Genomic DNA, 23,430 nt, shown 5'->3' on the forward strand with positions numbered 1-23,430 from the left:
TACCAATGCTATTTTTTTATCGGCTCATAGTAAAGTATTATTGCACCAGAACTTAAAGTTTTTGTTTTTAAAAGCTTAAGATTAGTACTGTCGTGCATGTTTTCAAATAATAGCGAACCCTTTCCTGCTATTACTGGATGAACACATAGCTGAAACTCATCAATTAAGCTAAGTTTCAGCAGCTGTATAATTAAACTCCGACTGCCAACTAAGATATCCTTTCCTGATTTTTGTCTGAGTGCTAGAACCTCTTCTTCAATTGGTCGATTTGCCAGCTTTGCACTTTCCCATTCCGGATTTTTAAGTGTACGGGAAAAGACAATTTTTGGTATGCTGTCCATTGCCAGGGCAAATTCGTCCATTGATTTTTCACCTGAAGGATTTTTCACAAGAGTTTGCCAATATTGCATGAGCTGATAGGTTATCCTCCCATATAGAATAGTGTCCGCGCTACTTAGCAGCTCAGCGTAATGATGATGTACTTCTTCATCTGGAATGATTGCTGTATGGTCGCAAACTCCATCAAGTGTCATATTGATTCCTGCAATTACTTTTCTCATTCTATTTCCAAATAATAGGTATTCATTTCAAACTATTAAATTTACCCAAAATATTTTTACTTCAAAAATGCTTTTAAATGTTCCATAGATTTATGCTGAGATCGAAAATTTTACTAGTACTGGACAGGTTTTTGTTTTTGAAATTAAACCAGCCAAAACTAAAGATACGGTATTGTTAAAGATCGCTGAGACGCGAATGGATACTTTGATATTTACGGTCAAAAAGCCGTCTAATCCTTGTCTGCGTTCAACCGTTGAGCAGGCCTACTTTAACGGCAATCAGGTTATTCGGGATACCGATTTACTTATTTTAAAGAAGTGAGGAATATCATGCCTCAAGCCATTCAAAAGGCTGATCGAAATTAGAATATCTTGAAAGTAGACCCGAAATCTCCTATCAGAAGAAGGTTGGTCTTTTATGCAGATCTTTTGGTTAGGGATGTAGTCCAAGGGTTTTCATAACCTGGTCTTTATACAGTCGGCCAATCGGGAGTTCTTTGCCTGCTACTTCAATACTCGTGCTATTGAATGATTTGATCTTATCGATGGAGATAATGAACGAACGGTGGATGCGGATGAAGCTTTCATCAGGCAGTTTTTCTTCCAGGTAACTAATTTTCTGGTAGGTAATAACCTCTTTTTCCGGTGTTTTTACGCGTACATAATCTTTGAGGCTTTCAATGTAAATGATGTCTTTGAGCAGAACTTTGACCATTTTTTTATCTGCTTTTAAGTAGATAAAGGGATCTGTAGTGGCAGGGAGCAAGGGTAGAACGAAGGCTGGTAAGGCCTCTGATCGTTTGTGTAGTGCATGGTATTTATTGATCGAAGTTAAAAAACGCTCAAATGGGATGGGTTTTAACAGGTAGTCCATTACGCTAAGCTCAAATGCCTCGGGTGCATAGTCCCGGTACGCAGTGGTTAGGATTACCTTAGGGCACTGGGATAAGGTTTTTAGAAAATCAATTCCGGATAGTTTTGGCATTTGTATATCCAGGAACAGGAGGTCTATTTTTTGCTGCTGTAAGACCGTCAGGGCTTCTATGGCATTGTTACAGGTACCTTCAAGACATAGAGAATCCAGCTGGCCTATGTATTTTTTTAGTACATCTTGGGCTAGCGGTTCGTCATCAACAATCAGACATTTTATTTTATTCATTTGCTTTATGCTCAGGGTTGTTTATTCTAAGGTCTACGGTAAATCGTTCAGTTTCTTTATGGATCAGCAATTCATGCTGGCCTGGATAGATCAGTTCCAGCCTGCGTTTGACGTTCTGCAGACCTATTCCTTTTTTGTAATCAGCTTCATTTATAGTCTCCCGTTGTTCAGGTTGGTTTGTGCAGCTGTTTTCTACTTTTAAGGTGAGAAGACCGGATTTATACTTGAGGTCTACGGTCACCCAAACCTGATCGGTTTGATCACTCACACCATGTTTAAAGGCATTTTCGATAAAGGGGATCAGTAAAAAGGGCGGAAGTCTGATCGCAGAAACGTCACCCGATATGTTCAAAGAAACCTCCAGGCGGTTGCCATAGCGGAGCTGTTCCAGTTCAATGTAGTTTTGAATGTGCTTAAATTCCTTCTCAAGAGAAGTGTAGCTGGATTGAGAATCATAGAGCATATAGCTCATCAGTTCAGATAGTTTCAATACCACTTTGGGTGCTGCTGGCGAGGATTCAAGGGTCAGCGCATACAGGTTATTTAGGGTATTGAATAAAAAATGGGGATGAACCTGTGCTTTGAGGAAACTAAGTTCGGCGCTGAGTTTTTCTTTCAGGATTTCCTGGTGTTGCTGTTCCTGCTGAAACCACTGCTGGTAGATCTTGACCACCAGGGTAAACATCAGTACTGGGCTTAGAATCCAGAGCATTCCTTTCAGGAGCATGTACCAGACAAAAATGGGTTCTCGAAAAGTAGTTGTTGGGTAAAACGTGGGTTCAATGTATTTCTCTATAAGTATACGGTGTAGTAGCGAGGCGGTAAACAATAGCAGGGTCGCGGTCAATGCATATGTTCCATATTTTTTGGTCTTGAAATACCGCGGAAACAAGATATATAAATTTATATAGGCGACCAGCATGGCGGCAGGTAACCCCTGGAGCTCGATCAACAGGTAATAGAATAAGCCCTTTTCACCCTCGGCATGTACACCCGTATAGATCAGGATATACGCGATCCAGAATAAGATATGCGTCAAAATGCGGTTGTTGGCCAGGTAAAAGTTTCTATTCATGAATTACCGATAGTCTGGATACTAATTTAAGGATAAAATGATAGCTCAGGTTAATTTTCGACGAGCGGCAGCTTTATATCTGCTTTCGGCAGATTTTGAGATGGATTCTCAGAAATGCGTTGGTTTTGGATTTATGCCAGGGAATTGCTGTCGTTAGGCTAAATTCAAAAATGTGCTGGTTTTTAATGTTTTGTTTTGCCCTGATCAATTCAAAAGATAGATGAAAATATCCAGCCGTTTTATTTTATTACTCATGTTCTTGCAGGCTGCCTGGGCATTTGGTCAGTCCGGCCAGGGCCGTATTTCAGGTCGGGTTCAAGATGAATTCGGATTGCCCTTGCCCGGAACGACGGTTTCGCTTTTTCATTTTGGGGATTCGCTGCGCCTGAAAGCAGTGATCAGCGATTCGCTCGGGAGGTTTCTTTTTACTGATTTACCATTGGGAAGGTTCCAGCTCAGGGTAACTGTCATTGGATTTTCGCGTTATATCAGTGCACCTTTATTGATTAACACTAACCACTTTCAGGCTGCTGACATATTGATCCCATTGGCCCAGCTGGCCACAAGTCTGCAAGGCGTTACCATCTCCGGCAGAAGGGAGGCGGTGAAACGGCAAGTCGATCGGACAGTAGTCAATGTGGATGCTTTTATCTCCAATGCAGGAAGCAATGCCCTGGAAGTATTGGAACAAGCTCCTGGGGTTCAAGTATCCAATGATCAGATCAGTTTAAAAGGCAGACAGAGCGTGACGATCTTTATTGATGACAAGCCTGCTTATCTGCAGGGAACAGATCTGGCCAATTATTTAAAGGCACTGCCCGCCAGTGTACTTGATAAAGTGGAGATCATGAGTAATCCGCCTGCCCGTTATGATGCAGCAGGTAATGGAGGCATTATTAATATTAAGCTTAAAAAAACAAGGGTAACGGGCTTTAGTGTAAATGTGATTTCTGAAAACATACAGGGGCGTTACGGCAGAGTCACCCAAAGCGCGAATCTTAACCTGCGTAAGGGCAGACTTAACCTCTTTAGTAACATCAATAATTTTACTGGGGCAGGGTTTACCCAGACACAAAGCACCCGAAGCTATGGGGAGGTCAAAGATGGAGGCTTAAAGTCCTTTGATCAGCATACTTTCACTAAAGTCCCTATCTCCAGGCAATTTGGTAAGTTAGGCATGGATTACGAACTTTCCCCTAAGACAACGCTGGGGCTGGTTGTTGCCGGAATGAACAGAAACCAGCGTTCCAATAGCCAGATCAATAATTCACAGCAATACCTCGGAACTCCGGATACGCTGCTGTTGGGAGATAACCGTGCAAAAACAGTCGTTAATTATGCCAATGTGAATTTGAATTTTAAGCAGGTTTATGATACTGCCGGCAGGGAATGGACGGTAGATGCGGATTATATCCGGCAAAAACAAGGTTATTCCTCCTTAAATAAAAGTATCACGCAGGCTACAGTTGGGACTTCGGGTCTTAACTCAGAGGAGTTTATTACCAGTCTTCCTTCTGCAATTGACATTTATTCAGTTAAATCGGATTATGTCCAGCCAATAAGAAGGCAAAGCAAGCTATGTTTCGGTCTGAAATCCAGTTGGGCAAAAAGTAATAATCTTGCGGATTATGCCAGCATCTTAAATGGAGTCTTTCAACCTGATTTTGATCTTGCACAGCATTTTGTATACCGGGAGCGTATCAGCGCAGTTTATGTAAATTACAACAATAGTTACAAGCGTTTTTCCTACCAGCTTGGGCTGAGGGTTGAAAATTCAACCACCAGGGGACAACAGCAGGATCAACAGCAAGCCTTAGACTCGACCTTTAAGAGGAACTATTTTAATTTATTTCCAACGTTGTTCTTAACCTATAACCCGGGCACCGGTACGGATCATAAAATGACATTTTCCTATGGCAGGCGGATCGATAGACCAGAATATGCAGATTTGAATCCCTTTGCTGCACCCAGGGACCGGTTTAATTATCAGCAAGGCAATCCCAATCTGCGTCCGCAGTTTGCTGATAACCTGGAGCTTTCTTATATCTTCAGGAACATGCTGACCCTGGCTGTTTTTTACAATCATTTGAAAGACGGCATAGAGCAGACTTTGAAGGTGATAGGGAATTCTTTTTATCAAAGTAAAGACAATATTGGTAGTAAACAGATTGTAGGCTTTACTATGGATGGTTCTTTTACGGTCAATAAATGGTGGGTAATCAATCCTTCATTTATCTACAACCGGAACTATAGCCGGACGGTATTAAATGGGCTACATTTACAGGTCAACAGTGATAACTGGCATATCTGGACGATACATCAGTTTAATTTTTCTCCTGGCTGGACTGCTGAGGTCTCCGGGAATTATAGTTCTGCTGTTACTTATTCTCAGTTTCATGAATCCCCAAGCTGGTTTGTGCATGCCGGAATAGGTAAAAAGTTTTGGAAGGATATGGCCAGTATCCGCTTTAACGTTCGTGATGTTTTCTATTCCAGGGTGGATGGACAAAAGTTTAATAATTTAAATGGCATTACCGGATATTCGCGGACGAATTGGGATACCAGGAATTATGCCCTTATATTCAGTTACCGTTTTAGTAAGGGAGCCAAAGTTAACAGCAATGGTGGTAAATCAGCAAACAATGAAAATATTCCACTACGAATTTTATAGTATCGACCATCATACTCCTCATGGAAGCTACATGTATCTAATATCTGTTTTGGGGGCTTTTGATACTTCCGGTTTTGAGAATATTTTTTCATTTAAAAACTTTAAAAACCTTAAAATTCTCTGAGGCTCTCCCTGTTTGAAAAACGGATGATTATCGCATGCTGCATCTATTGAAACCAGAACATTATTGCTGCCGGCATAAAATGAAAGTTCAGTGTATACTTTAGGAGAAATTTGACAATTATCCTCGACATTGATATTTCCTTTTAATTTGTTAAGACCGCATTCTTTTGATATTTTGGAAATATCCGACTTATCCTTGTTACTTAAAGTGAATTTAGCCTCATAAAACGAGCCGTCTCTAAAGTAAACTGTGTAAGTTTCTTTTTCCAGGTCAATTTTATAGGATACCCCCACTTTAACCACTATCTTCTGTATTTGAATATTGTCAACATTGCTTTTTAAATTACAAGAAGTAAAAAGCATTGCCATTAAAAAGACTTTTATGACAGCAGATTGCTTTATGGTAGGCAGAATAAGGCTAGTGTTCATTAAATTCTAAGTTACTAAATCAGATATCAAGTTTGAAAAAAATGTGTTGATGCCTCAAGGAAATAATAACGTTAAGGCACTCGAAGAAATATTAGATAAATTGTAGTTAGCCCTTTTTTATATTGTTACTCACCCATACCTGGAAACTGTCCATAAAGGTGATCAGGAATGTCTTGGTAGACTCATTAATGAGTACCCCCTGATCGTCAAATAATTTGGCAGCATTCCCGATATAAGCCTCGGGTTGAGGCATAGCAGGTACGTTGAGAAACACCAGAGACTGGCGCAAGTGATGATTTGCCCCGAAAGCACCAATATTGCCGGGCGAAACGCTCATCACGGCGCCAGGCTTGCCTTGCCAACAACTTTTTCCGTAAGGGCGGGAGCCGACATCAATGGCGTTTTTTAACACTGCCGGTACAGAACGGTTATATTCCGGTGTCACAAAAAGCACAGCATCAAAGGAGACCAGCTGACTGCGGAATGTTAGCCATTCGTTGGGAGGGTCAGCTTCAAGGTCTTCATTGTAAAGCGCCAGATCGCCTATATTAATGATCTTCAGCTCAAGTGATTCTGGAGCAAGTTTAATTAAGGCATTAGCCATTTTTCTGTTCCAGGATTCCTTGCGCAGGCTGCCCACCAGAACTGCTATTTTAAATTTTGTCATAATAAATCGTTTAAAGAATCTGGTATTTCAGGTTCTACAAGCTTAGCTAACTTCTCCAGCGATTCCTGCCAGCCTAAATAGCACATTTCTACAGGTATAACTGAAGGAATTCCCTCCTGCGTAACTTTTATTTCCGTTCCCACGATCGTTTTTTGAAGCCAAACAGAAGTGATCATCTCACCCGGAAGATTAGGATCATCAAATATATCGGTGTACTTCAGAAACTCATTGGGTTTGATCTCAAGGTATTTTCCTCCGAATGAATGGCTGTGGCCAGTAGTAAAATTTAAAAAAGACATTCGAAAAGAACCACCTGTCTCTACAGTCATTTCGTGGACCGTACAAAGATAGCCATATGGAGGAAGCCACGACGCAATTGCTAAGGCTTCGGTGAATGCACGATATACCTTTTCCGGAGATGCTTTAAGGATTCTGTGTAATGAAACATTATTGTCAGACATAAAATTATTGTTTTAATCTTAACCAACTTGCTGATTTAAGAATTCAAGTAAATTCTCTTCCAACACTATAGTGTTGTATTCTGACTCCCCAGCGTTGTTAGAAATAGCGAGTTCATCTTCGTTTACCGTAATCGTAAAGGGAATACCCGCTATGATTTCAGGAAATAAGATGTTGATCACATCATATACGTGTTCATATTCGATATCTAAGTTTGACCTGAGTTTGGAGTTGACAAAATCCGCAAATTCTTTTTTTAAAATATGGTAAAGTGCTTCTGCACTTAATGTCTTGTTATTCTTAATGATCGCCATAGCTTTTTAATAAATATACCCATACAACATTCTTGTCCTGCATATGTTTTTGCTTTTAAGAATCTTATAAGTATAATTTATGAAGTTTACAGAATAGATAACATTAATAATTTGCCAGGATATGTGTAGATTATGAGATAAAATGATAACTTAAGCCTATGAAATATTTAGCAATACTTTTCATAGGCTTTTCCATTGCTGCAAAAGCCCAGACTACTGATTTTAAATATACAGCAGTTGATCCTCGTCCTTTCGCCGACAATGCCAACCATTGGTATTTTGGTTTTGACAAACATAACGTCATCAATTCAAAACCAAATCAGCCCAAGTATCAACCTACAGAATTGACCAATATTGCCGACAACATCCTGTTGTTTCAAAAAGACAACGGTGGCTGGCCTAAAAACTATGATATAATGGCAATATTGACCGCCGAACAGAAGGATAGTCTGATCCGTGCGAAATCGGTCTTAAACACGACCTTCGACAATGGCAGTACCTATACACAAATTGCTGTTTTGGCCAATGTATATACTGTAACTAAAATTGAAAAATATAAATCAGCAGCTTTAAAAGGATTGGATTACGTACTGGAATCTCAATATAAAAATGGCGGCTGGCCCCAGTTTTATCCGTTGGAGTCAAACTACAGCAGGTATGTTACCTATAATGATGGAAATTTTGAAGGCATTATGAGTCTTTTAAAAGACATTAATGATAACAAGCCAGAATATGCTTTTTTGGACAATACTCACCGTAAAAAGTTAAAAGAAGCTTATCAAAGGGCCATTCCTTGCATCCTGAAAACACAGATCAACGATGCCGGTAAACCGACAGCCTGGTGTCAGCAATATGATGAGGTTACGTTGCAGCCTGCGTGGGCACGTAAATTTGAACCACCAAGTATTTGTAATAAAGAAAGTGCAGATTTGGTGTTATTCCTGATGAGCATCGAACATCCCTCTAAAGAAATTATTGAAGCCGTAAAAAATGCCGTAGCCTGGTTTGAAGAATCCAAAATCTACAATACCCGGGTTAAAGTGATCCCTGCCGAAAAACTGATTACTCCTTTCCGGGTTTCTAAAACAGACCGCGTAGTTGTAACCGATACTACTGCTCCACCAATTTGGACACGCTATTACGAGTTGAAAACCCATAAGCCTATATTTTGCGATCGCGACAGTAAAATAGTGTATGCTTTAGCTGATATTAGCAGGGAACGACGTGACGGTTACGCCTGGTATACTTATGCTCCTCAGCAGGTGCTCGACAAATATCCGGAGTGGTATCAGAACCTTCATTAGCTTAATGCTAAGATTCGCTCTTCTGATATTTAATTGCTAATTTTGTTAGTAATGAAAAGATCTGGAACAGCTGATTTACCCCTACACTATGGTTTTGTACCCAAATGGCTTGCCGAACGGATGTCATCTTTGGGTCTGGCCATTACAGAAGCTATTATTGCAGAATATGGGACAGCGGAAGTTTTGCGGCGCTTAAGCGATCCTTTTTGGTTTCAAAGTCTGGGTGCGGTAATGGGCATGGACTGGCATTCTTCAGGGATTACCACTTCGGTGATGGGCTCTTTAAAAGCAGCTATCAATCCTTTGTATAAAGAATTAGGCATTTATATCTGTGGGGGTAAGGGACAGAAATCCCGCAATACTCCCGATGAATTGCTGCGTTTTGGAGAAAGAACCGGGCTGGATGGTATAGAGCTAGTACGTTGCAGTAAGTTAAGTGCTAAGGTAGACAATACAGCTATACAGGATGGATTTCAGTTATATACCCATAGTTTTGTAGTGAATACTGAAGGACTTTGGACTGTTGTTCAACAAGGTATGCGTAATGGCAGTTCAACTGCACGAAGGTACCATTGGCATTCTGCAGGCATCACTTCTTTTGTAGAAGAACCGCATACTGGGATTTGTGGCAACAATATGGGGCAGATTCTAAACCTGACGGCCAGGTCTGCTCAACCTTCAAAGACCGCCATGTTGGCCATGACCAGCGAAAATCCCGATCGGATGATTGCTGAAGCACGAAGACTGATCATGCCCAATCATCATGAGGTTAAAGCAAAAGATGTGGATCTGAAAAGACTGGGAGCTATGCTTTGGTTAACACAGGAAAAACAGCCTGCTGATTTTGAAGAGTTGTTACTGCTGGAAGGTATGGGGCCCAGGACACTGCAGTCAATGGCTTTGGTCAGCGAGGTGATTTACGGTACACCATCTCGTTTTGATGATCCTGCACGCTTTTCCTTTGCTCATGGCGGTAAAGATGGTCACCCTTTTCCAGTACCCATCAAAGTATACGATGAAACCATTAGCGTACTTAGTAAGGCAGTTCAAAAGGCAAAAATAGGGCAGAGTGATAAATTACACGCCATACAACAACTCGGCGTATTAGCCCGCAGAGCAGAAAAAGGCTTCATCCCCAATGATAATTTTGATGCTTTGATTGAGAAAGAGCGTCGCGATTCCTGGAAGCATGGTGGTAAAACCGTTTTTGGTGATGCAAAACCGCCTAATGAAGGGCAGCTACAGTTATTTTAAATCCCGTTTTACCCTGTCACGTTATCCTGATCCAAATTATCCGTTGGTTCCCAAAGCTCAATAACGTTTCCTTCCGGATCAAGTATATGGACGAATTTGCCATATTCATATTCAGTAATCTCATCAATAATGGTTACGCTGTCCTTTTTTAGTTCATCTACCAGCAGAGCGATATTTTCCACCCGGTAGTTAATCATAAATGGCTTGGTTGATGGATTGAAATATTTGGTATCTTTCGGAAACGTGCTCCATACTGTGGATCCTATTTTCGATGGATCGTCGGCTTGCCGCCACTCAAACGTTGTTCCATATTCACTGGTCGCCAATCCAAGGTTTTTGGCATACCATTCGTTCATACTTTGCGGATTATCGCATTTAAAAAATACACCGCCAAGGCCCGTTACTTTTTTCATGTTTTTTTTAACAATTTCCATCTATTTTTGGACATTACCAAATCTGTTTTCAAGTAAACCTTTCCATTGAGTATTGTCATGCCCCATTGTGTTATGTAGTACAGTCAAGGCACTTCGCAAGTCAAAATTTAATTTGTGGTAAAGTAAACGCTGATCAGGATCATTGGTATGGATAAAGTATAGCAAGTCTTTTAAATACACAATCCCAATACATTTACCGTGTTCATAAACCGGCAAAGATTCCTCCTGAAGCTCGGTCATTATCTTTATTGCCATAAAAACCGGTTGCTCAGGATTTAAGCAATGATCATTTTCCAGAGGCGAAGGATGAAACCAATCCTGGGCAATTACTGATCCTATTTTCATGTCTTCCTCTAAATTCTGAGTGGGAAGATACGGCAGATCATTGGAAATAAAAATACTGGATAGGGGACTTGTGGATAAAAAAATGTCGGATTTGTCATTAACAAAGAGCTCAAGGGTAGTTATGGTATATTTGGAAAAATGGAATCTGGTTTTTGCAAAACCGAAAATTCGCTTAATGGTACTGGTACTAATGTATCTGTTCAAACTGGTGGTGATCTGATTGGCAATTGTGGCACAATCTTGAGGAGTAATGGTCTTTAAACCTGTTTTTATAAGCATTTTCTGCTTTAGCTCTTCTGAAATCATAACGTATCGGCAAAATATATCCCTTAAACTACCGATGACCTGGAGTATATAGAATTAAATCCTAACGATAGTTGTTTATGTACAAAAGTAATATTTTGTCGCAGCTAATAACAGTTTGCTCAGAGCATAGGTAAATATTATCCTGAATACCTATTCCATAACTTTTTTGCTTTAAAAGTGTTTAAGAGTTAGCAATTATCCAGCTTTGATTAAGCCCGATAGCTAAAACTTAAAATCGAAATAAGATGACAACTGAAAATAACACATCTATTTTCCCTTTGGGAAATCCCGGACCTGCAGATTGGTTTAGTGGTGAAGTACACATTCAAGGCTTGGTAGCTCCAGAACAAATGGAAGAGCTATACAGTGTGGGGCAGGTAACATTTAGCCCAGGAGGTAGAACACATTGGCATACACATCCCAAGGGCCAGGTATTGCTGATAACTGAAGGCGAGGGCTGGTATCAGGAACGTGGCAAACCAGCGCAAGTACTTACAAAGGGAATAACGATTGCTATTCCCAAAGGTGTAGAACATTGGCATGGAGCTGCTGCTAAAAGCAAATTGGTGCATATTGCTATTTCCAATATGTTAGATGGCAGGAGTGTAACATGGATGAGTCCCGTTACCGATGAAGAGTATGTAGAAGTCAATAAACAATAGAATAGATGATTCAGGCGGATTTCCAGATTTTAAATTTGTTCTGGTTTGTTCCGCCGATTTCCTGGATAACAAGGCATAAGTGATCTTCCCTTTGAGGAAAATATTTATCAATTATTTGCAACGTCTGCTGTAATAACTGTCCGAGGTGCTGTTCAAAATCAATGTGCTTAACATTTAAGATAACCTGGTTCATTCTGGAAGAGATGATGCATTCGAAAGTGAATTCCTTTTTGAGTGCTTTTACTACTTTTGACCTTAGTTTTTTCATTGAATTCGGATTTAGTTCGTCATTAAAACTTTAAACGTCATCTGCCTTCAATAAATTGTGTTGGGAAATGTCATAATCTCATTTCCTGTAATGAATTGACAGACTCCTAAAATTAACAAAAAATAAAGGAAGAATGCAAGTGTTAATTAAACAATAAATCTGTAATCAATATATCATCAGTTTTTTGAATGCTCTTTGCCTTGGTGATGTATGCACTATCTTTATACTTGTTTGATGCAAGCATGAGTAATTGGTAAAAGTTGTTTTTGTTATAAGGACTTATTTGTTCATAGTTCCATGGTTTTTCCTTTAATGCATAAGGTGCAAGCCAGTTAAATGCCTGGTGTAAACCTCTTCCATCTGCCGTGGTATAATTCCAGATATCCACATCGGTTTTAGCTGCCAACATGGCTACAGTAGCCCAGGCCTCTAAATTAAAAGTGCTATATCCAAGTGCATTGGTTCGGGCTAATTCCAGTTTTTGCTCTCCATTGGGTGCTATTTGAGCGGCAATCCTGGCCTTACTTTCTGTTGAGATTTTTTTAGCAAGTTGATTTTTTCCAACAAATAAGGCATAAGCGATAACCTGACCATCATAATGGGTCCCATGGTTGTTTTTCGCATTTAGCTCATCAATGCCATTTTTACTGGTGAGCATCCAGTTAAGATAAGCTGTATACCATTCTTTAACATTGATTAGGTTTTTGTCCGTAAAGGAAGGCGAGCCTTCTAAAAGGCCCATCCAATCAGCCAGATTTATCAGACATCTGGATTCAATGATGCCTATTCCTCGTCCATCATTAATACCTCTTATGGCTTGTGCATAATTAAGATTTGGGTTCATCCTGGTAGCAGGATCAATAAACCATACATTGATTAATTTGGAAGCTTTGGCTGCATACTTTTCATCTTTTGTAAAATAGTAAGCCAATGATAAAAATTTGCACTTATCAGCCATTTCAGTTAAGTAAGTATGATCGGTCATCTTCTTAATTTCAGGGTTACGCTGTCCATCTTTACGGATGTAGGGCAAGCTATCTGGTTTTGATGGGTCCGGCCAGAAGTAAGGTGCCATACTCATGTAGTCATGCTTTGAGCCACTCGGAGGTACAAAAGCTTTGTCCATTACAGACTTTGGTTTATCTTCTAACAGTTTGTCAGCATTTTTTATGATAATATTTACGGCTTTTACAACATCCGTGTTCCCTTGTTTAAACCTGGCTTTTTGAGCAACCATGTGTGCCGGATCTAATAATACTAACTTCTGGGCCGGACTGGATATACTTTGCATACATAATGCGAAAAGTAAGCCACTTATCAATTTATATTTCATCTATTTATTTAATTGATAAGCAAATTACCAAATGTTGCTTATTGAAAAGTATCGTTATTTAGCATTTTATGAAGTTAAGTTAACCTGATCTTTTACACTATGAGTCTTGGTCGCTGGTTCGAGCCCAGTTGGGGCCACTGGTAAAAAGCCGTTTTTCGATAAGAAGATTGGCTTATCTAGTGTTGAATAGCTATTTCAATCTATATTATAATGTCGCTATCTAGCTCTGATGCCTTGTCAAAATTGAATTTAGCTAACTCCATATTTTCAGCTTTTAAATAATAGTCTCCAAGATTTTTATAAGCATGTGCATTTTCCGGATTGAGAGCTATACTTTTTTCTATGAGTACTTTACCCTCTTCAAGTTGATTTGTAAGAAGTTTAAGTTGCCCAAGATTATTATAAGGTTCTGCAAAGAGTGGAGAAAGTTTAATTGCTTTTTCCAAATATTGTTTTGCCTCTCCGTAATTCTCTAATAAAATTAAGGCATAACCCAAGTTGTTTAATACGATAGGGTGATTAGGATTCATCTTTAATGCCCTATAAAAATTAGCTTCAGCTTCTTTATGTTGTGCCGATAGTATTTGAAAATAGCCCATATTTGTGTAATCATCGATCATGAATTCAGTAAAGCTTTTAAGCTTTATTAGATGTGTTTTTGCTTCTTCAAATTGTTTGGTTAATATCAAAGCTGTAATAAGTTGACGAAGAGGTATCTCCTCATGAGGGAATCTGGTAATTATAGGCTTTAGTTTAATTATACTTTCATCGTTTTCTCCCTTTAAAGATGCTGTCGGGCAACGACATAGTTCGAAAAATTTTGCCTTATTCTGTATATAAATAAAATTTGTTTGCCATCATTATACAAATTGTGTTCTTTAATTATACGCGGTACAAGATCTGTCCATAATCCTATGAAAGCGCAAATAATTAAACAAAAGAAATAGAATTTAATTGCTCCATGTAGTTCCGAGTTGAATATAAAAAAACCTAAAAGGGAAGAGAGAATAACTGTAAACAATGGGCCGGCTAATAGAATAATTATCCCTTTGATGTAATTATTGGTCATTTTGTCAGAAGAACACATACCTCCACCTTTGATTGAAAAAGTAGGACTTATATGAAAGTGGAGTCTTCCAATTTTAAAGTTGAATTTGCTCATTTCATCACCATAAGAACCAATATGGATATCAATTTTATTTGAACGAGTTAAAATAAGAAAGGCAATTGCATGTCCCAATTCATGAAAGAAAATTAACAATGGAGCAGTAATATAAATTGCGATGTATATCCCAATGGTAATTATAATTAAAATGAGTATGGAATTCATTGTTGAGCGTTTAGGGTTAATCAGAATTATGACATCAACTAATCAGATTCTAATGTAATGATTAAATCTTATCTTGTGATTCAAGAAATTATATTTTATTGCCAGTTGTAATTTTACTATTGAAAGATATTGATAGACAAAACACTGATTAAATGCAAATCAGACAAGAAATGGTTCGAGAAGCGCCCAGTCAGGTCCACTGGTAAAAATGCTTAATCTTTAACTGATTAGGCTTTTTTTTGTGTCTTAGAAGCTGTTTTTTTATTGTTTTGAACTCTGGTTATTAATAAATTGATTAATTTTTAGAGGATCACTAAATAATTCTTTGAGACGCGGCCTTGACATACCTCAGTTTAAATGCTCGGTGAGCCAGTTTTTGCATCTTTGCTTTTACTGTTTTGTTTTGAAATATTTTGTCATATATTGTGTTAAATATTATTTTTAAGGATAATTTCTCCCTTATTTTAATCTCTCTTCTATTATATGTGTAAATCCCCTTTTTTGTATGTTATTTGTTTATCAGCATTTCTTGGACTTTTCATTTCTTCCTGTAATTCTTCGGCCCAAAACCTACCTCCAAATACTACTTGGGAAGGAAAATTAATTGGTATGCGTTTTATTCTAAAGGTATCACAGGATAGTTTATCTAAGCGAACAACCGCTGTGTTCGATAGTCCAGATCAAGGTGCCTTTGGCCTAGGGATTTCAAAATTGACCATCACTAACGATAGTCTTTTGGCTTATTCAGCAGTTTTGAAGGGTGATTTTAAGGGAAAATTTAATGCAGACAAATCCGAACTGTCCGGCAAATGGGGCCAAATAGGAAAAGAATTTGACCTCTCATTCAAGAGAGTTCCAAACCAAGGTCCTCTTAAAAGACCACAAACACCTAAAGCGTCATTTCCTTATTCAGAAGAAAAAGTGATTTACCTTAATATGGATAAAACTATCCAATATGGTGCTACGCTTACCGTTCCTCCTTCGGTAAAAGGAGCCCCTGTAGTGATTTTAATAACAGGTTCTGGCCAGGAAGATCGTGACGAAACACTTTTTGGTCATAAGCCATTTTGGGTAATGGCTGATCATCTTAGTAGAAATGGGATTGCAGTTTTACGGGTTGATGATCGTGGAATTGGGCAAACTACCGGGAATGTTTCTGATGCAACCTCCGCTGATTTCGCTAAGGATGTCCTCGTAGGTGTAGATTACCTGAAATCCCGTAAGGATCTTGATCTTGGAAAAATTGGTTTAATTGGGCATAGTGAAGGTGGCGTTATTGCGCCTTTAGCTGCCAATCGATCTAAGGATATTAAATTCATTGTCAGCTTAGCGGGTGTGGGAGTTAAGGGAGCTGATCTGGTGAAAAGACAATCTAGGGACGCATATGCCCAGATAGGCCTTAATAAAATTGAACAGGAACTTGCGGATTCTTTTACGAAAATGATGATTCAGCTTGCCAGCTTAAATATAAGTGAAGGAGAACGGAAAAATATGTTTAAAAAGTCGATGGCAGAATGGCTTAAACAGCAACCTGATTCATTCTTAGTCAAGCTGGGTTTTAAAGGGCCGAATGGAGATGATAATATCAGGAAAAGTGCTGGGATGTTCTTTTCTCCCTGGATGCGTTACTTTGTGAAATATGATCCTGCGCCCGTCTTGTCTAAAATACAAATTCCATTTTTGGCATTAAATGGAGGGAAGGATGTTCAGGTAAGTGCAAAAGAAAACTTGGCAGCTTTTGATCAGCTCTTAAAGCAAGGAGGCAACAAAGACGTTAAAGTTGTATTGCTACCAAATCTAAATCATTTTTTTCAGAATGCAGAAACTGGAAAAGGAAGCGAGTATGCTATTATTGAAGAAACTATTTCTCCAGAGGTATTAGATATAATGACCAATTGGATCCTGAAAATCAAGTAGAGGGACTATGCTTATCAGGTAAGAAGTGGTTTATAGTTCTTTTATAAGAGAGTTCATAAAACCGAGGAATACCAAATCATTTATGAGTTAAATATGTTAATAGGCGTAAATTATGATCAAAAAAATTCTATTATCGGGTTTAGTTAGCTTGTTAACTCTATATAATTTAAGTGCGCAAGTAACTACTACAGTTATTAAAGGGATTATTATGGATGAAAACGGCAAAACTCTTCCTGGTGTATCAATTTCTGCATTAAACCATGTAAACAGAACTAAATACCCTTCATTGACTGATCATAATGGGGTTTTCTATTTGCCAAATGTTAAACATGGTACTCCTTATACTATAACTATGTCATATATCGGATACGAAAAATACGTGCTGAAAGATGTAACTTTAGTTCCAGGCCAGCAACTTAATTTAAAAATTAGAATGGTGCCTGAAACATCTTTTAATATTATAACTACTGCTGGCGAAGATTATCCAATTCTGAAACTAGGTACTGATACAAATTTTGTATATAGCAATGGAGGAATGACCCTTAGATTGTTATCTGATGATACCTATAACTTAAAGGTTATCGGAGTTGGAACAGTTGGAATTGGCTCATGTATAAATGAAGGGAATTATAAAATAAAAGGTGACAGTCTATTCCTTCAAACAGTTCAATATTTTCAAAGGCCGGTGACTGTGGTCATAGATACTTTTAAGCAAAATAAGGCAGTGACTTTATTAAGTGTAAAAAATAAGAAAGTATTAAAAAGAGAAAGACTTCATTTCAATAAAGACAAGGCTTTTATTGAGGGGTTACCTATGGGGGTACCCGATACATTTAATATAAAAAAAGCTTATAATGATAGGGCGGCATATCCTTTTCATTGTTTTCTGCACATTAATTATGGAGATACAGTAGGACCTAATAAAAACTACACCTACTATTTGCCATTTTCAGAAAGAAAAAAAATAGATATCAAATTTTACCAATCTTCCATTAAAATTAAAGAAATCTACACTTTTGCTTTTAAAATAGAAAGTGATCGAATTGTATTTAACAATAAAAATGTCTCCTCTGATTCTATAGTGATGATGCTTAAGAACTTTAATGGACATTAGAAAGTCTCCAATAGATCATTTGTCCTTTTTAGGTATATGAGGAATTTGTAGTTTTGGTAGCCAAATCATTGATTAAACATAAATCAGATAGGAAATGGTTCGGGAAACGCCCAGTTGGGTTTAAGCTTTAAATTTGCTAAATAGTTCAGATCCTTTATCAGTGAGTATGTATTTCCCACTTTTATTTGATCCAGTGAATTTAACGATGTCTGCTTTCTTTAATAGTCTTATATCTCGTTGTGCTGTGGTTCTTGTTAGTTCGAACATCGTTATTAACATGCTTAGAGTTACTCTTCCTTGTTGATATATGTATTTAACTTCTCTAGTAAGTCTTTCTTTTACTTGTGTATTTATAGCTTCATTTATAGCTTCATTTATAGCTTCATTTATAGCTTCATCATTAGGTTCTGGCATAACTTCAGTTGGAGCTGTTGTAATTCCTCCTACTGGGATGACAGTTCGGAATAGTTTATCTTCTATGAATTGTGGCTCTCTTCCTGGGCTATAATCTTTGAGATAGCGGTAAACGTTGATGACTCCTGAGCCGAGTTCATCTACTCTGCCAAGTTGGATGAAGAACTTGGCGATGAGTGGATTTTTAGGGAATGGAGCGAAATTATCGGGGAGTAACAGGCCGTTGCCATGCGGGTTATTGGCGTTACTTACCTCTACTCGGTCTTTATAAATGATAAAGGTGGATGGGCTTGCATCCAGGTATTCACGGTGTATGATGAGGTTGGCGATGATTTCTCTGAAAATGTGGGATCTTAGGCTGATACGCTGGTCACCTTGTAAAAAGAATTTATCAGGTAGATGCTTTTCTGTGAATGAGCTTAGCTGGTCGTAGGCTTCGATGAGGTTGGTTTGGATATAGAGCCGGTCGTCATAGCGGTATAGATCTTGACGGCGAACAAGGGCATCGATTTTGTAATAGGATAAGGTGTTGAGTATAGCTTGATCGGTTCCAAAGAGTAGGATGGCGGCTAGGTTATACCCTTGTTGATTGGTGGTGTTGTCTTTTCCGTATAGTCCTGCTATTTTTAGCAATTGTTCGTTGTCTAGGTTTACCCAGGGGTGGTTGGCATTGTTGGCTCTGATCAGATTGCGGGCGATGTCAAACAGTTCGGGTTTGAAGTCTTCCATGGTAATCCCGGGATAAACGATGGATTCTGAGTAATAGTTGCGTTTGCGATTATAAAGTGCAGCGATCTTTGGAAGTTGGGTTACTTTGAAATCCCCTTCATGACTTCTGTCATAGACGATTCCAACTGATTTATGGACTTCGGAGCTTTCCGGAACGGTGATGTGTAGGACTATTTTGCCATCTATTTCCTGGATTTGTGGATGAAGGATAAATGGCGGGTCTAGTTTACTTGGGTTGTTGGATAGGTTGACCAGGTCTTTAGTCAGCTGGTCGATATGTGCCTCGTTGATCCCCAGTATGGTACCGTTGTCATCTACTCCTAGAAAAATGTCTCCACCTTCTCTGTTGAGCATACCGCAGATACTTTCAAAAAGGTTCTTGGGTAATTGATCTGTTGAGGCAGTTTTGAATTCGAGTTGTATGCCTTCTTTACCGTTCAATAACTTTTTTAAGCGTTTCTGATCCATAATACGAATTTAACGATAAGGTTTGTGATTGACCAAATTGGCGATATAATGCATCAGTATATTCTTTACTAAAACTGCAACGAAAACGTAACGGTATTCTAATTTGGGTTGGTTTTGTTACAAGTCTAAATAGTTGTATAGTAACATGGAGCTATACCTCATATTGATCGTATCATATATTGCAACAGATGAAATTTATTTATATACTTGTAATAGGCAACTCATGTCATCTATAGCGCACTCTTAAACCCAAATATGGAACCGCATCAACCGCTCACGCTATTTCAAGCCAACCGCTCAGTCTTAAAAAATAAATTATGAGATCTAAACAAATATTACTCGCATTTCTTTTGCTACCTGTGACCCTATTTGGGCAATCTATTAAGTTTCCATTGGTATCTAGTTCTGAAGATCCGACAACTATGATAACCGAAGTAGAAACCAATAGTCAATATACGATAGTCTCTTTTAAGCATATATGCACCGTAAAAGGCAGCTGGGTTCAATTGAATAAAAGTATGTATTTACAGGATGCCAATGGCGAGGAAAGATATAATTACAGACGATCGGAAGGGATTCCATTAAGACCAGACCGGTTCGTTGCTACAAAAGACAATCAGGAAGTAAATTTCAAAGTATACTTTGAAAAATTAAAACCAGGTACTCAAGAAATCAATGTAATTGAAAGGGCACGATCACAGGCCGAATTAAATAATGGAGTTAACTTTTTGAATTATTTTAGGGTAAACTTAAATCAGTCTCAGCTAGAATTGGGAGATAGGGCTGTATCTAAAGTTGAGGTAGTTGTAGCTCCACCTCCTCCGCTCAGAAGCGACTTTGTAACTTCAGTTGCTAATGGCGAAACCGCAAACCTCGGCCCTGTGCTAAAAGATATGTATATGGGTATGTTTACCGCACAGCTGAACGTGTATAGCAATCCTGCGGTCATAGACCAGCTTGCTAAGAATATGAAAAGCTATTATGATGCATTGATTAAGGTAGGGTTTTCTTCTGATGCTGCATTGAAGATTATTACTTCTAAACAATTGATTTCAGCAGGTGGAAACTCAAATAATTAGAGAATAACTGACCATAATACATGGAAACATTTTTGGGATCTATCCGCGATTTCGAAGAATATCTAATAAAAGGGATTGTCTTGTATTTTACCACTTACTTTACTATTCACAAAGTTGGGTGCTAACTTATACTTCTTATTAGTTCTAGCAATTTTAATGAATAAAGACTGGATGTGTGAGTTATTTTTGAGGCATGTGACAAGTTCTCTCAGCCATTATTCCAGGAATTACAGCCGTAGTATATGGAGTATACATACTCCATCCAAGTTTTTCATATAATGCCCTACCTTCTGCTGTTGCTACAAGTATTCCTTTCCTTGCTCCGCGATTTATCGCCAATGCTTCAAGCGTTTTCATAACGATACTTCCAAGCCCATTTCGACGATGATCGGGATGTGTTTCAATTCTGTCATAGATGGCGAAGTGATCAACAATCACCACTCGGCCAATTGCTGCTTCCATATGATCGGACGTGAGTACTCTAACAATTGCAATAGGTGTATTTTTATTTATATCAATGACGTATCCTTTTGGTAATTCTGTTTTGGATAAGGTCATCTTATCATAACATGTCATCATAAAAGCAGGAGCCCGAATAACCCAATGTGAAGGCAATAATTCCTTCACCGTTTCCGGTTTAGCACAGATCTTGAGGAAAACCCAAGGATCAACAATGCGCTCTGCCAAGTATTTTAATTTATCTGTTAGTCTGGGAAAAACATACCGCATTGCTTGTTGAGGCCAACCAACGTTTACGAATAGTATTCCATTTTGCCTGACCGGGGCGGGTAGTCCCCGTGCCAATGACCATCCTTTAAGCCATGTTTCTACAATATGGGGGTTCACAGGATTAGTGTTACTTAGATTTGCCATTAAAAATGAATCTCTATTAAAATAAAGGTAGTAAATTGCAGGTCGTGGCCAAGCAACATTGATTTTAATTTTGGCTTATTTAAACAATTGGCGTTTTTTTACTATTTCTATGCGCTAAGACTAGCTTAACTTGGTGTATTAGTTATACAACAAAAAAAATGAAAAAATTAATACAACCGGGACTATTTTTCCTAGCCTGCTTCTTTCTTATCTGCTGTAAAAAAAACTCGGCAGAAAAACCTGTCGATACCAGTTACGAAGTTGAATATAATATTACACCACTTACTAATGCCTTTACAAAAATCACTTATACAGATCAGACCGGAACTACAATTGTGATTAATGATATAACCCAATTTCCAGGTGGTGTTAAAAAAATAAAAGTACTCAATAAGCCTTTTACAGCAAAAATGTCGGTCGATATCAATAATCAGGCACCAACAGCATTTAGCTCTGTTTTGTCAATATCTGTTAATGGTGAGGTTAAGAAAGTGCAACCTATAAGTGTACCCGCATTTATGACTTCAACAGGGATAGCAGAATTTACGGTAAATTAAATGACTGAAATAAAGATAGAAGTTAATTATACCTGGAAAGCACTATATTAGCAAATGTCCTTAATTAAGAGATTAATGGGACATCGAGGTATATATAAATGTCATTTTAATTCTTATGAAAAATGTTTTTACTATAATTATCTGCTTTAGTTCGTTAATCAGTTTCGGGCAAAAAACAAATGGGGTATATATTAAGGACGCCGTAACGGGATGCAAGATATGGGATGAAAATTATTCACAAAAGGACAGTATTACTTGGGAAGGTAAATGTAAGGGAGGCTATGCTGATGGTTTTGGAATTTTGGTCTGTTATAAAAGTAGCAAAGAAGTTGCAAGTTATACTGGAACAATGCTAAAAGGAAAACCCAATGGTCAAGGAAAATATACTTATTTGAGAAATGGTGAAAGAGAAGGGACTTTTGTCGAGGGTGTATTACAGGGAAAAGGAAAAAGAACTTTTGCAACAGGCGTTAATTTAGAAGGGAGTTATATCGATGATGAGTTTCTCAATTTGGATGAAACTTCTTTAAAGCAGCTTAAAAAGCATAATACCGTTTTTTTAGATAGTACAGATATTTACATAAATGATGGCAATTCGACATCACTTTTTTATTATACGTATATACCGACAGGCAATTTAAAAGGAGCTTTGGTATTACTCCCATCTTCAGGTGAAAATGCTGAGAGCGTAATTAGTTGTAATAAGGCATTAATACAGTCTGCGTCAGAACGAGGAATTTTAACAATTATACCCTCAATTAATAATGATCAGGGACTAGATGACGACAAGTTAGCACTTGATTTTTTTAATGCTATTTTGAAAGAAGTAGTTGAAAAGTACCGGGTTCCAAAGGATAAGTTTGTAGTCGGTGGGTTTTCTGGTGGTGGTATGATTGCTTTAAGGTATACAGAAATGTCAAGAGATAAAAGTGGTAGGGCTTACCTCAGCCCGGCCGCTGTTTTTGGCGTTGATCCTCCTGTTGATTTAGCAGGATTATACAATTCGTCGAAACGTGATCTAATGATGAATGCCGACCGTGTGGGTTTAAGTGAAGGCAAAATGAATGGATTGAGAGAGGCAAAGTGGATTGTTGAGGCATATGATAAAATTTATGGCGGAGCACCCGATCAATACCCGAAACGATATATCCAATGCTCTATGTACTCCCGGTCAGAAAAGGACGGAGGTAATGCAAAGTATTTAAATAATTTACCTGTACGGGTTTATTGCGATCCGGATATCTCATGGGCCCTAAAAGAAAGAAATCGGGATTACTATGACATGAACGCAGCTAATTTATCAGCAATGATTAATTATTTAAATCTTAGTGGAAATAAACAGGCAGAGTTTATATCCGCCCTTGGAAAAGGGTATCGGTTAGATGGAACCAGGCATCCTCATTCCTGGTCACTAATTGAACCAGCAGATTGTATCAATTGGATAATTATGGCTCTAAGTGATTAATTTTAAGTTAGAAATCAATGTAATTGAAAGGGCACGATCACAGGCCAGCGAATTTATTATATTTTCGTGAATACTTTAACCCTTAAGTACTATGTTCCAACATTACAAATTTCCGCTCCAA

General features: G+C 38.3%; 24 protein-coding genes. 9 read left to right on the top strand and 15 right to left on the bottom strand.

The annotated features are described in order from the left end of the window. Positions 1–8 precede the first annotated feature (8 nt). The 3 genes from P0Y49_07015 to P0Y49_07025 form a co-directional block, all read right to left on the bottom strand. Positions 9–560 carry a dihydrofolate reductase family protein gene (locus P0Y49_07015; GenBank protein WEK20885.1) on the bottom strand — a complete coding sequence of 184 codons (552 nt, stop codon included), beginning with the start codon at positions 558–560 and terminating at the stop codon, positions 9–11. Between the two features lie 433 nt (positions 561–993). Next, a complete protein-coding gene (locus tag P0Y49_07020; GenBank protein WEK20886.1) occupies positions 994–1,719 on the bottom strand; it encodes a LytTR family DNA-binding domain-containing protein in 726 nt (241 codons plus the stop codon). Beyond that, positions 1,712–2,794 carry a histidine kinase gene (locus tag P0Y49_07025; protein WEK20887.1) on the bottom strand — a complete coding sequence of 361 codons (1,083 nt, stop codon included), beginning with the start codon at positions 2,792–2,794 and terminating at the stop codon, positions 1,712–1,714. The genes P0Y49_07020 and P0Y49_07025 overlap by 8 nt, the downstream gene beginning before the upstream one ends. Positions 2,795–3,014: 220 nt before the next feature. Between P0Y49_07025 and P0Y49_07030 the strand changes: the two genes are divergently transcribed. Further along, on the top strand, positions 3,015–5,465 hold the full coding sequence (locus tag P0Y49_07030) for a TonB-dependent receptor (protein ID WEK20888.1): 2,451 nt from the start codon (positions 3,015–3,017) through the stop codon (positions 5,463–5,465). Between the two features lie 27 nt (positions 5,466–5,492). On the opposite strand, the gene P0Y49_07035 is transcribed toward P0Y49_07030, so the two are convergent. The 4 genes from P0Y49_07035 to P0Y49_07050 form a co-directional block, all read right to left on the bottom strand. Further along, a complete protein-coding gene (locus tag P0Y49_07035) occupies positions 5,493–5,957 on the bottom strand; it encodes a hypothetical protein (GenBank protein WEK20889.1) in 465 nt (154 codons plus the stop codon). 166 nt (positions 5,958–6,123) lie between these two features. Then, complete coding sequence (locus tag P0Y49_07040; protein ID WEK20890.1) at positions 6,124–6,684, bottom strand: NAD(P)H-dependent oxidoreductase; 561 nt, start codon at positions 6,682–6,684, stop codon at positions 6,124–6,126. Beyond that, complete coding sequence (locus tag P0Y49_07045) at positions 6,681–7,145, bottom strand: SRPBCC family protein (protein WEK20891.1); 465 nt, start codon at positions 7,143–7,145, stop codon at positions 6,681–6,683. Before P0Y49_07045 ends, P0Y49_07040 begins: the two co-directional genes overlap by 4 nt. Positions 7,146–7,163: 18 nt before the next feature. After that, entirely contained in the window at positions 7,164–7,457 is a 294-nt protein-coding gene (locus P0Y49_07050) for a hypothetical protein (protein ID WEK20892.1), read from the bottom strand. 158 nt (positions 7,458–7,615) lie between these two features. On the opposite strand from P0Y49_07050, the gene pelA reads away from it, so the two are divergent. Continuing rightward, positions 7,616–8,761 (top strand): pectate lyase, encoded by a 1,146-nt coding sequence (gene pelA / locus P0Y49_07055; protein WEK20893.1) that lies wholly within the window; start codon positions 7,616–7,618, stop codon positions 8,759–8,761. Positions 8,762–8,812: 51 nt separating this feature from the next. Further along, positions 8,813–10,015 (top strand): DUF763 domain-containing protein, encoded by a 1,203-nt coding sequence (locus P0Y49_07060; protein WEK20894.1) that lies wholly within the window; start codon positions 8,813–8,815, stop codon positions 10,013–10,015. An 8-nt stretch (positions 10,016–10,023) separates the two neighbouring features. Here P0Y49_07060 and P0Y49_07065 read toward each other — a convergent pair whose 3' ends face one another. Together P0Y49_07065 and P0Y49_07070 are read right to left on the bottom strand one after the other, a co-directional pair. Further along, the gene (locus tag P0Y49_07065) at positions 10,024–10,428 is read right to left on the bottom strand and encodes a VOC family protein (protein WEK20895.1); all 405 of its coding nucleotides are present in this window, start codon (positions 10,426–10,428) and stop codon (positions 10,024–10,026) included. Positions 10,429–10,449: 21 nt separating this feature from the next. Continuing rightward, on the bottom strand, positions 10,450–11,100 hold the full coding sequence (locus tag P0Y49_07070) for a CBS domain-containing protein (protein ID WEK20896.1): 651 nt from the start codon (positions 11,098–11,100) through the stop codon (positions 10,450–10,452). Positions 11,101–11,345: 245 nt separating this feature from the next. Between P0Y49_07070 and P0Y49_07075 the strand changes: the two genes are divergently transcribed. Further along, the gene (locus P0Y49_07075) at positions 11,346–11,762 is read left to right on the top strand and encodes a cupin domain-containing protein (protein ID WEK20897.1); all 417 of its coding nucleotides are present in this window, start codon (positions 11,346–11,348) and stop codon (positions 11,760–11,762) included. 10 nt (positions 11,763–11,772) lie between these two features. On the opposite strand, the gene P0Y49_07080 is transcribed toward P0Y49_07075, so the two are convergent. The 4 genes from P0Y49_07080 to P0Y49_07095 form a co-directional block, all read right to left on the bottom strand. Continuing rightward, the gene (locus P0Y49_07080; GenBank protein ID WEK20898.1) at positions 11,773–12,030 is read right to left on the bottom strand and encodes a hypothetical protein; all 258 of its coding nucleotides are present in this window, start codon (positions 12,028–12,030) and stop codon (positions 11,773–11,775) included. Between the two features lie 142 nt (positions 12,031–12,172). Next, on the bottom strand, positions 12,173–13,363 hold the full coding sequence (locus P0Y49_07085) for an alginate lyase family protein (protein ID WEK20899.1): 1,191 nt from the start codon (positions 13,361–13,363) through the stop codon (positions 12,173–12,175). 200 nt (positions 13,364–13,563) lie between these two features. Then, on the bottom strand, positions 13,564–14,052 hold the full coding sequence (locus P0Y49_07090; GenBank protein WEK20900.1) for a tetratricopeptide repeat protein: 489 nt from the start codon (positions 14,050–14,052) through the stop codon (positions 13,564–13,566). A 92-nt stretch (positions 14,053–14,144) separates the two neighbouring features. After that, a complete protein-coding gene (locus P0Y49_07095; GenBank protein WEK20901.1) occupies positions 14,145–14,693 on the bottom strand; it encodes a M50 family metallopeptidase in 549 nt (182 codons plus the stop codon). Positions 14,694–15,302: 609 nt separating this feature from the next. On the opposite strand from P0Y49_07095, the gene P0Y49_07100 reads away from it, so the two are divergent. Further along, the gene (locus tag P0Y49_07100) at positions 15,303–16,610 is read left to right on the top strand and encodes an alpha/beta fold hydrolase (protein ID WEK20902.1); all 1,308 of its coding nucleotides are present in this window, start codon (positions 15,303–15,305) and stop codon (positions 16,608–16,610) included. Positions 16,611–16,722: 112 nt separating this feature from the next. Then, positions 16,723–17,724: a carboxypeptidase-like regulatory domain-containing protein gene (locus P0Y49_07105; GenBank protein ID WEK20903.1), complete on the top strand. Its 1,002-nt coding sequence runs from the start codon at positions 16,723–16,725 to the stop codon at positions 17,722–17,724. Between the two features lie 120 nt (positions 17,725–17,844). Here P0Y49_07105 and P0Y49_07110 read toward each other — a convergent pair whose 3' ends face one another. Next, entirely contained in the window at positions 17,845–19,335 is a 1,491-nt protein-coding gene (locus P0Y49_07110; protein ID WEK20904.1) for a putative DNA binding domain-containing protein, read from the bottom strand. A 317-nt stretch (positions 19,336–19,652) separates the two neighbouring features. Here P0Y49_07110 and P0Y49_07115 point away from each other — a divergent pair, with 317 nt between their 5' ends. Then, on the top strand, positions 19,653–20,414 hold the full coding sequence (locus P0Y49_07115; protein WEK20905.1) for a hypothetical protein: 762 nt from the start codon (positions 19,653–19,655) through the stop codon (positions 20,412–20,414). A gap of 180 nt (positions 20,415–20,594) precedes the next feature. Here P0Y49_07115 and P0Y49_07120 read toward each other — a convergent pair whose 3' ends face one another. Next, positions 20,595–21,260, bottom strand: a complete 666-nt coding sequence (locus P0Y49_07120) for a GNAT family N-acetyltransferase (protein WEK20906.1) — start codon at positions 21,258–21,260, stop codon at positions 20,595–20,597. A 185-nt stretch (positions 21,261–21,445) separates the two neighbouring features. Between P0Y49_07120 and P0Y49_07125 the strand changes: the two genes are divergently transcribed. Continuing rightward, positions 21,446–21,844, top strand: coding sequence for a hypothetical protein (locus P0Y49_07125; protein WEK20907.1), 399 nt, complete (start codon positions 21,446–21,448; stop codon positions 21,842–21,844). 115 nt (positions 21,845–21,959) lie between these two features. After that, positions 21,960–23,309, top strand: a complete 1,350-nt coding sequence (locus P0Y49_07130) for a hypothetical protein (protein WEK20908.1) — start codon at positions 21,960–21,962, stop codon at positions 23,307–23,309. The last annotated feature ends 121 nt before the right edge of the window (positions 23,310–23,430 follow it).

The sequence above is a fragment of the Candidatus Pedobacter colombiensis genome (genome assembly GCA_029202485.1).
In the GTDB taxonomy this organism is placed as follows: Bacteria; Bacteroidota; Bacteroidia; order Sphingobacteriales; family Sphingobacteriaceae; genus Pedobacter; species Pedobacter colombiensis.

Coding starts and splice junctions, on each gene's coding strand:
- P0Y49_07015 (WEK20885.1), bottom strand. CDS start 560: ATGAGAAAAGTAATTGCAGGAATCAATATGACACTTGATGGAGTTTGC.
- P0Y49_07020 (WEK20886.1), bottom strand. CDS start 1,719: ATGAATAAAATAAAATGTCTGATTGTTGATGACGAACCGCTAGCCCAA.
- P0Y49_07025 (WEK20887.1), bottom strand. CDS start 2,794: ATGAATAGAAACTTTTACCTGGCCAACAACCGCATTTTGACGCATATC.
- P0Y49_07030 (WEK20888.1), top strand. CDS start 3,015: ATGAAAATATCCAGCCGTTTTATTTTATTACTCATGTTCTTGCAGGCT.
- P0Y49_07035 (WEK20889.1), bottom strand. CDS start 5,957: ATGGCAATGCTTTTTACTTCTTGTAATTTAAAAAGCAATGTTGACAAT.
- P0Y49_07040 (WEK20890.1), bottom strand. CDS start 6,684: ATGACAAAATTTAAAATAGCAGTTCTGGTGGGCAGCCTGCGCAAGGAA.
- P0Y49_07045 (WEK20891.1), bottom strand. CDS start 7,145: ATGTCTGACAATAATGTTTCATTACACAGAATCCTTAAAGCATCTCCG.
- P0Y49_07050 (WEK20892.1), bottom strand. CDS start 7,457: ATGGCGATCATTAAGAATAACAAGACATTAAGTGCAGAAGCACTTTAC.
- pelA (WEK20893.1), top strand. CDS start 7,616: ATGAAATATTTAGCAATACTTTTCATAGGCTTTTCCATTGCTGCAAAA.
- P0Y49_07060 (WEK20894.1), top strand. CDS start 8,813: ATGAAAAGATCTGGAACAGCTGATTTACCCCTACACTATGGTTTTGTA.
- P0Y49_07065 (WEK20895.1), bottom strand. CDS start 10,428: ATGAAAAAAGTAACGGGCCTTGGCGGTGTATTTTTTAAATGCGATAAT.
- P0Y49_07070 (WEK20896.1), bottom strand. CDS start 11,100: ATGATTTCAGAAGAGCTAAAGCAGAAAATGCTTATAAAAACAGGTTTA.
- P0Y49_07075 (WEK20897.1), top strand. CDS start 11,346: ATGACAACTGAAAATAACACATCTATTTTCCCTTTGGGAAATCCCGGA.
- P0Y49_07080 (WEK20898.1), bottom strand. CDS start 12,030: ATGAAAAAACTAAGGTCAAAAGTAGTAAAAGCACTCAAAAAGGAATTC.
- P0Y49_07085 (WEK20899.1), bottom strand. CDS start 13,363: ATGAAATATAAATTGATAAGTGGCTTACTTTTCGCATTATGTATGCAA.
- P0Y49_07095 (WEK20901.1), bottom strand. CDS start 14,693: ATGAATTCCATACTCATTTTAATTATAATTACCATTGGGATATACATC.
- P0Y49_07100 (WEK20902.1), top strand. CDS start 15,303: ATGCGTTTTATTCTAAAGGTATCACAGGATAGTTTATCTAAGCGAACA.
- P0Y49_07105 (WEK20903.1), top strand. CDS start 16,723: ATGATCAAAAAAATTCTATTATCGGGTTTAGTTAGCTTGTTAACTCTA.
- P0Y49_07110 (WEK20904.1), bottom strand. CDS start 19,335: ATGGATCAGAAACGCTTAAAAAAGTTATTGAACGGTAAAGAAGGCATA.
- P0Y49_07115 (WEK20905.1), top strand. CDS start 19,653: ATGAGATCTAAACAAATATTACTCGCATTTCTTTTGCTACCTGTGACC.
- P0Y49_07125 (WEK20907.1), top strand. CDS start 21,446: ATGAAAAAATTAATACAACCGGGACTATTTTTCCTAGCCTGCTTCTTT.
- P0Y49_07130 (WEK20908.1), top strand. CDS start 21,960: ATGAAAAATGTTTTTACTATAATTATCTGCTTTAGTTCGTTAATCAGT.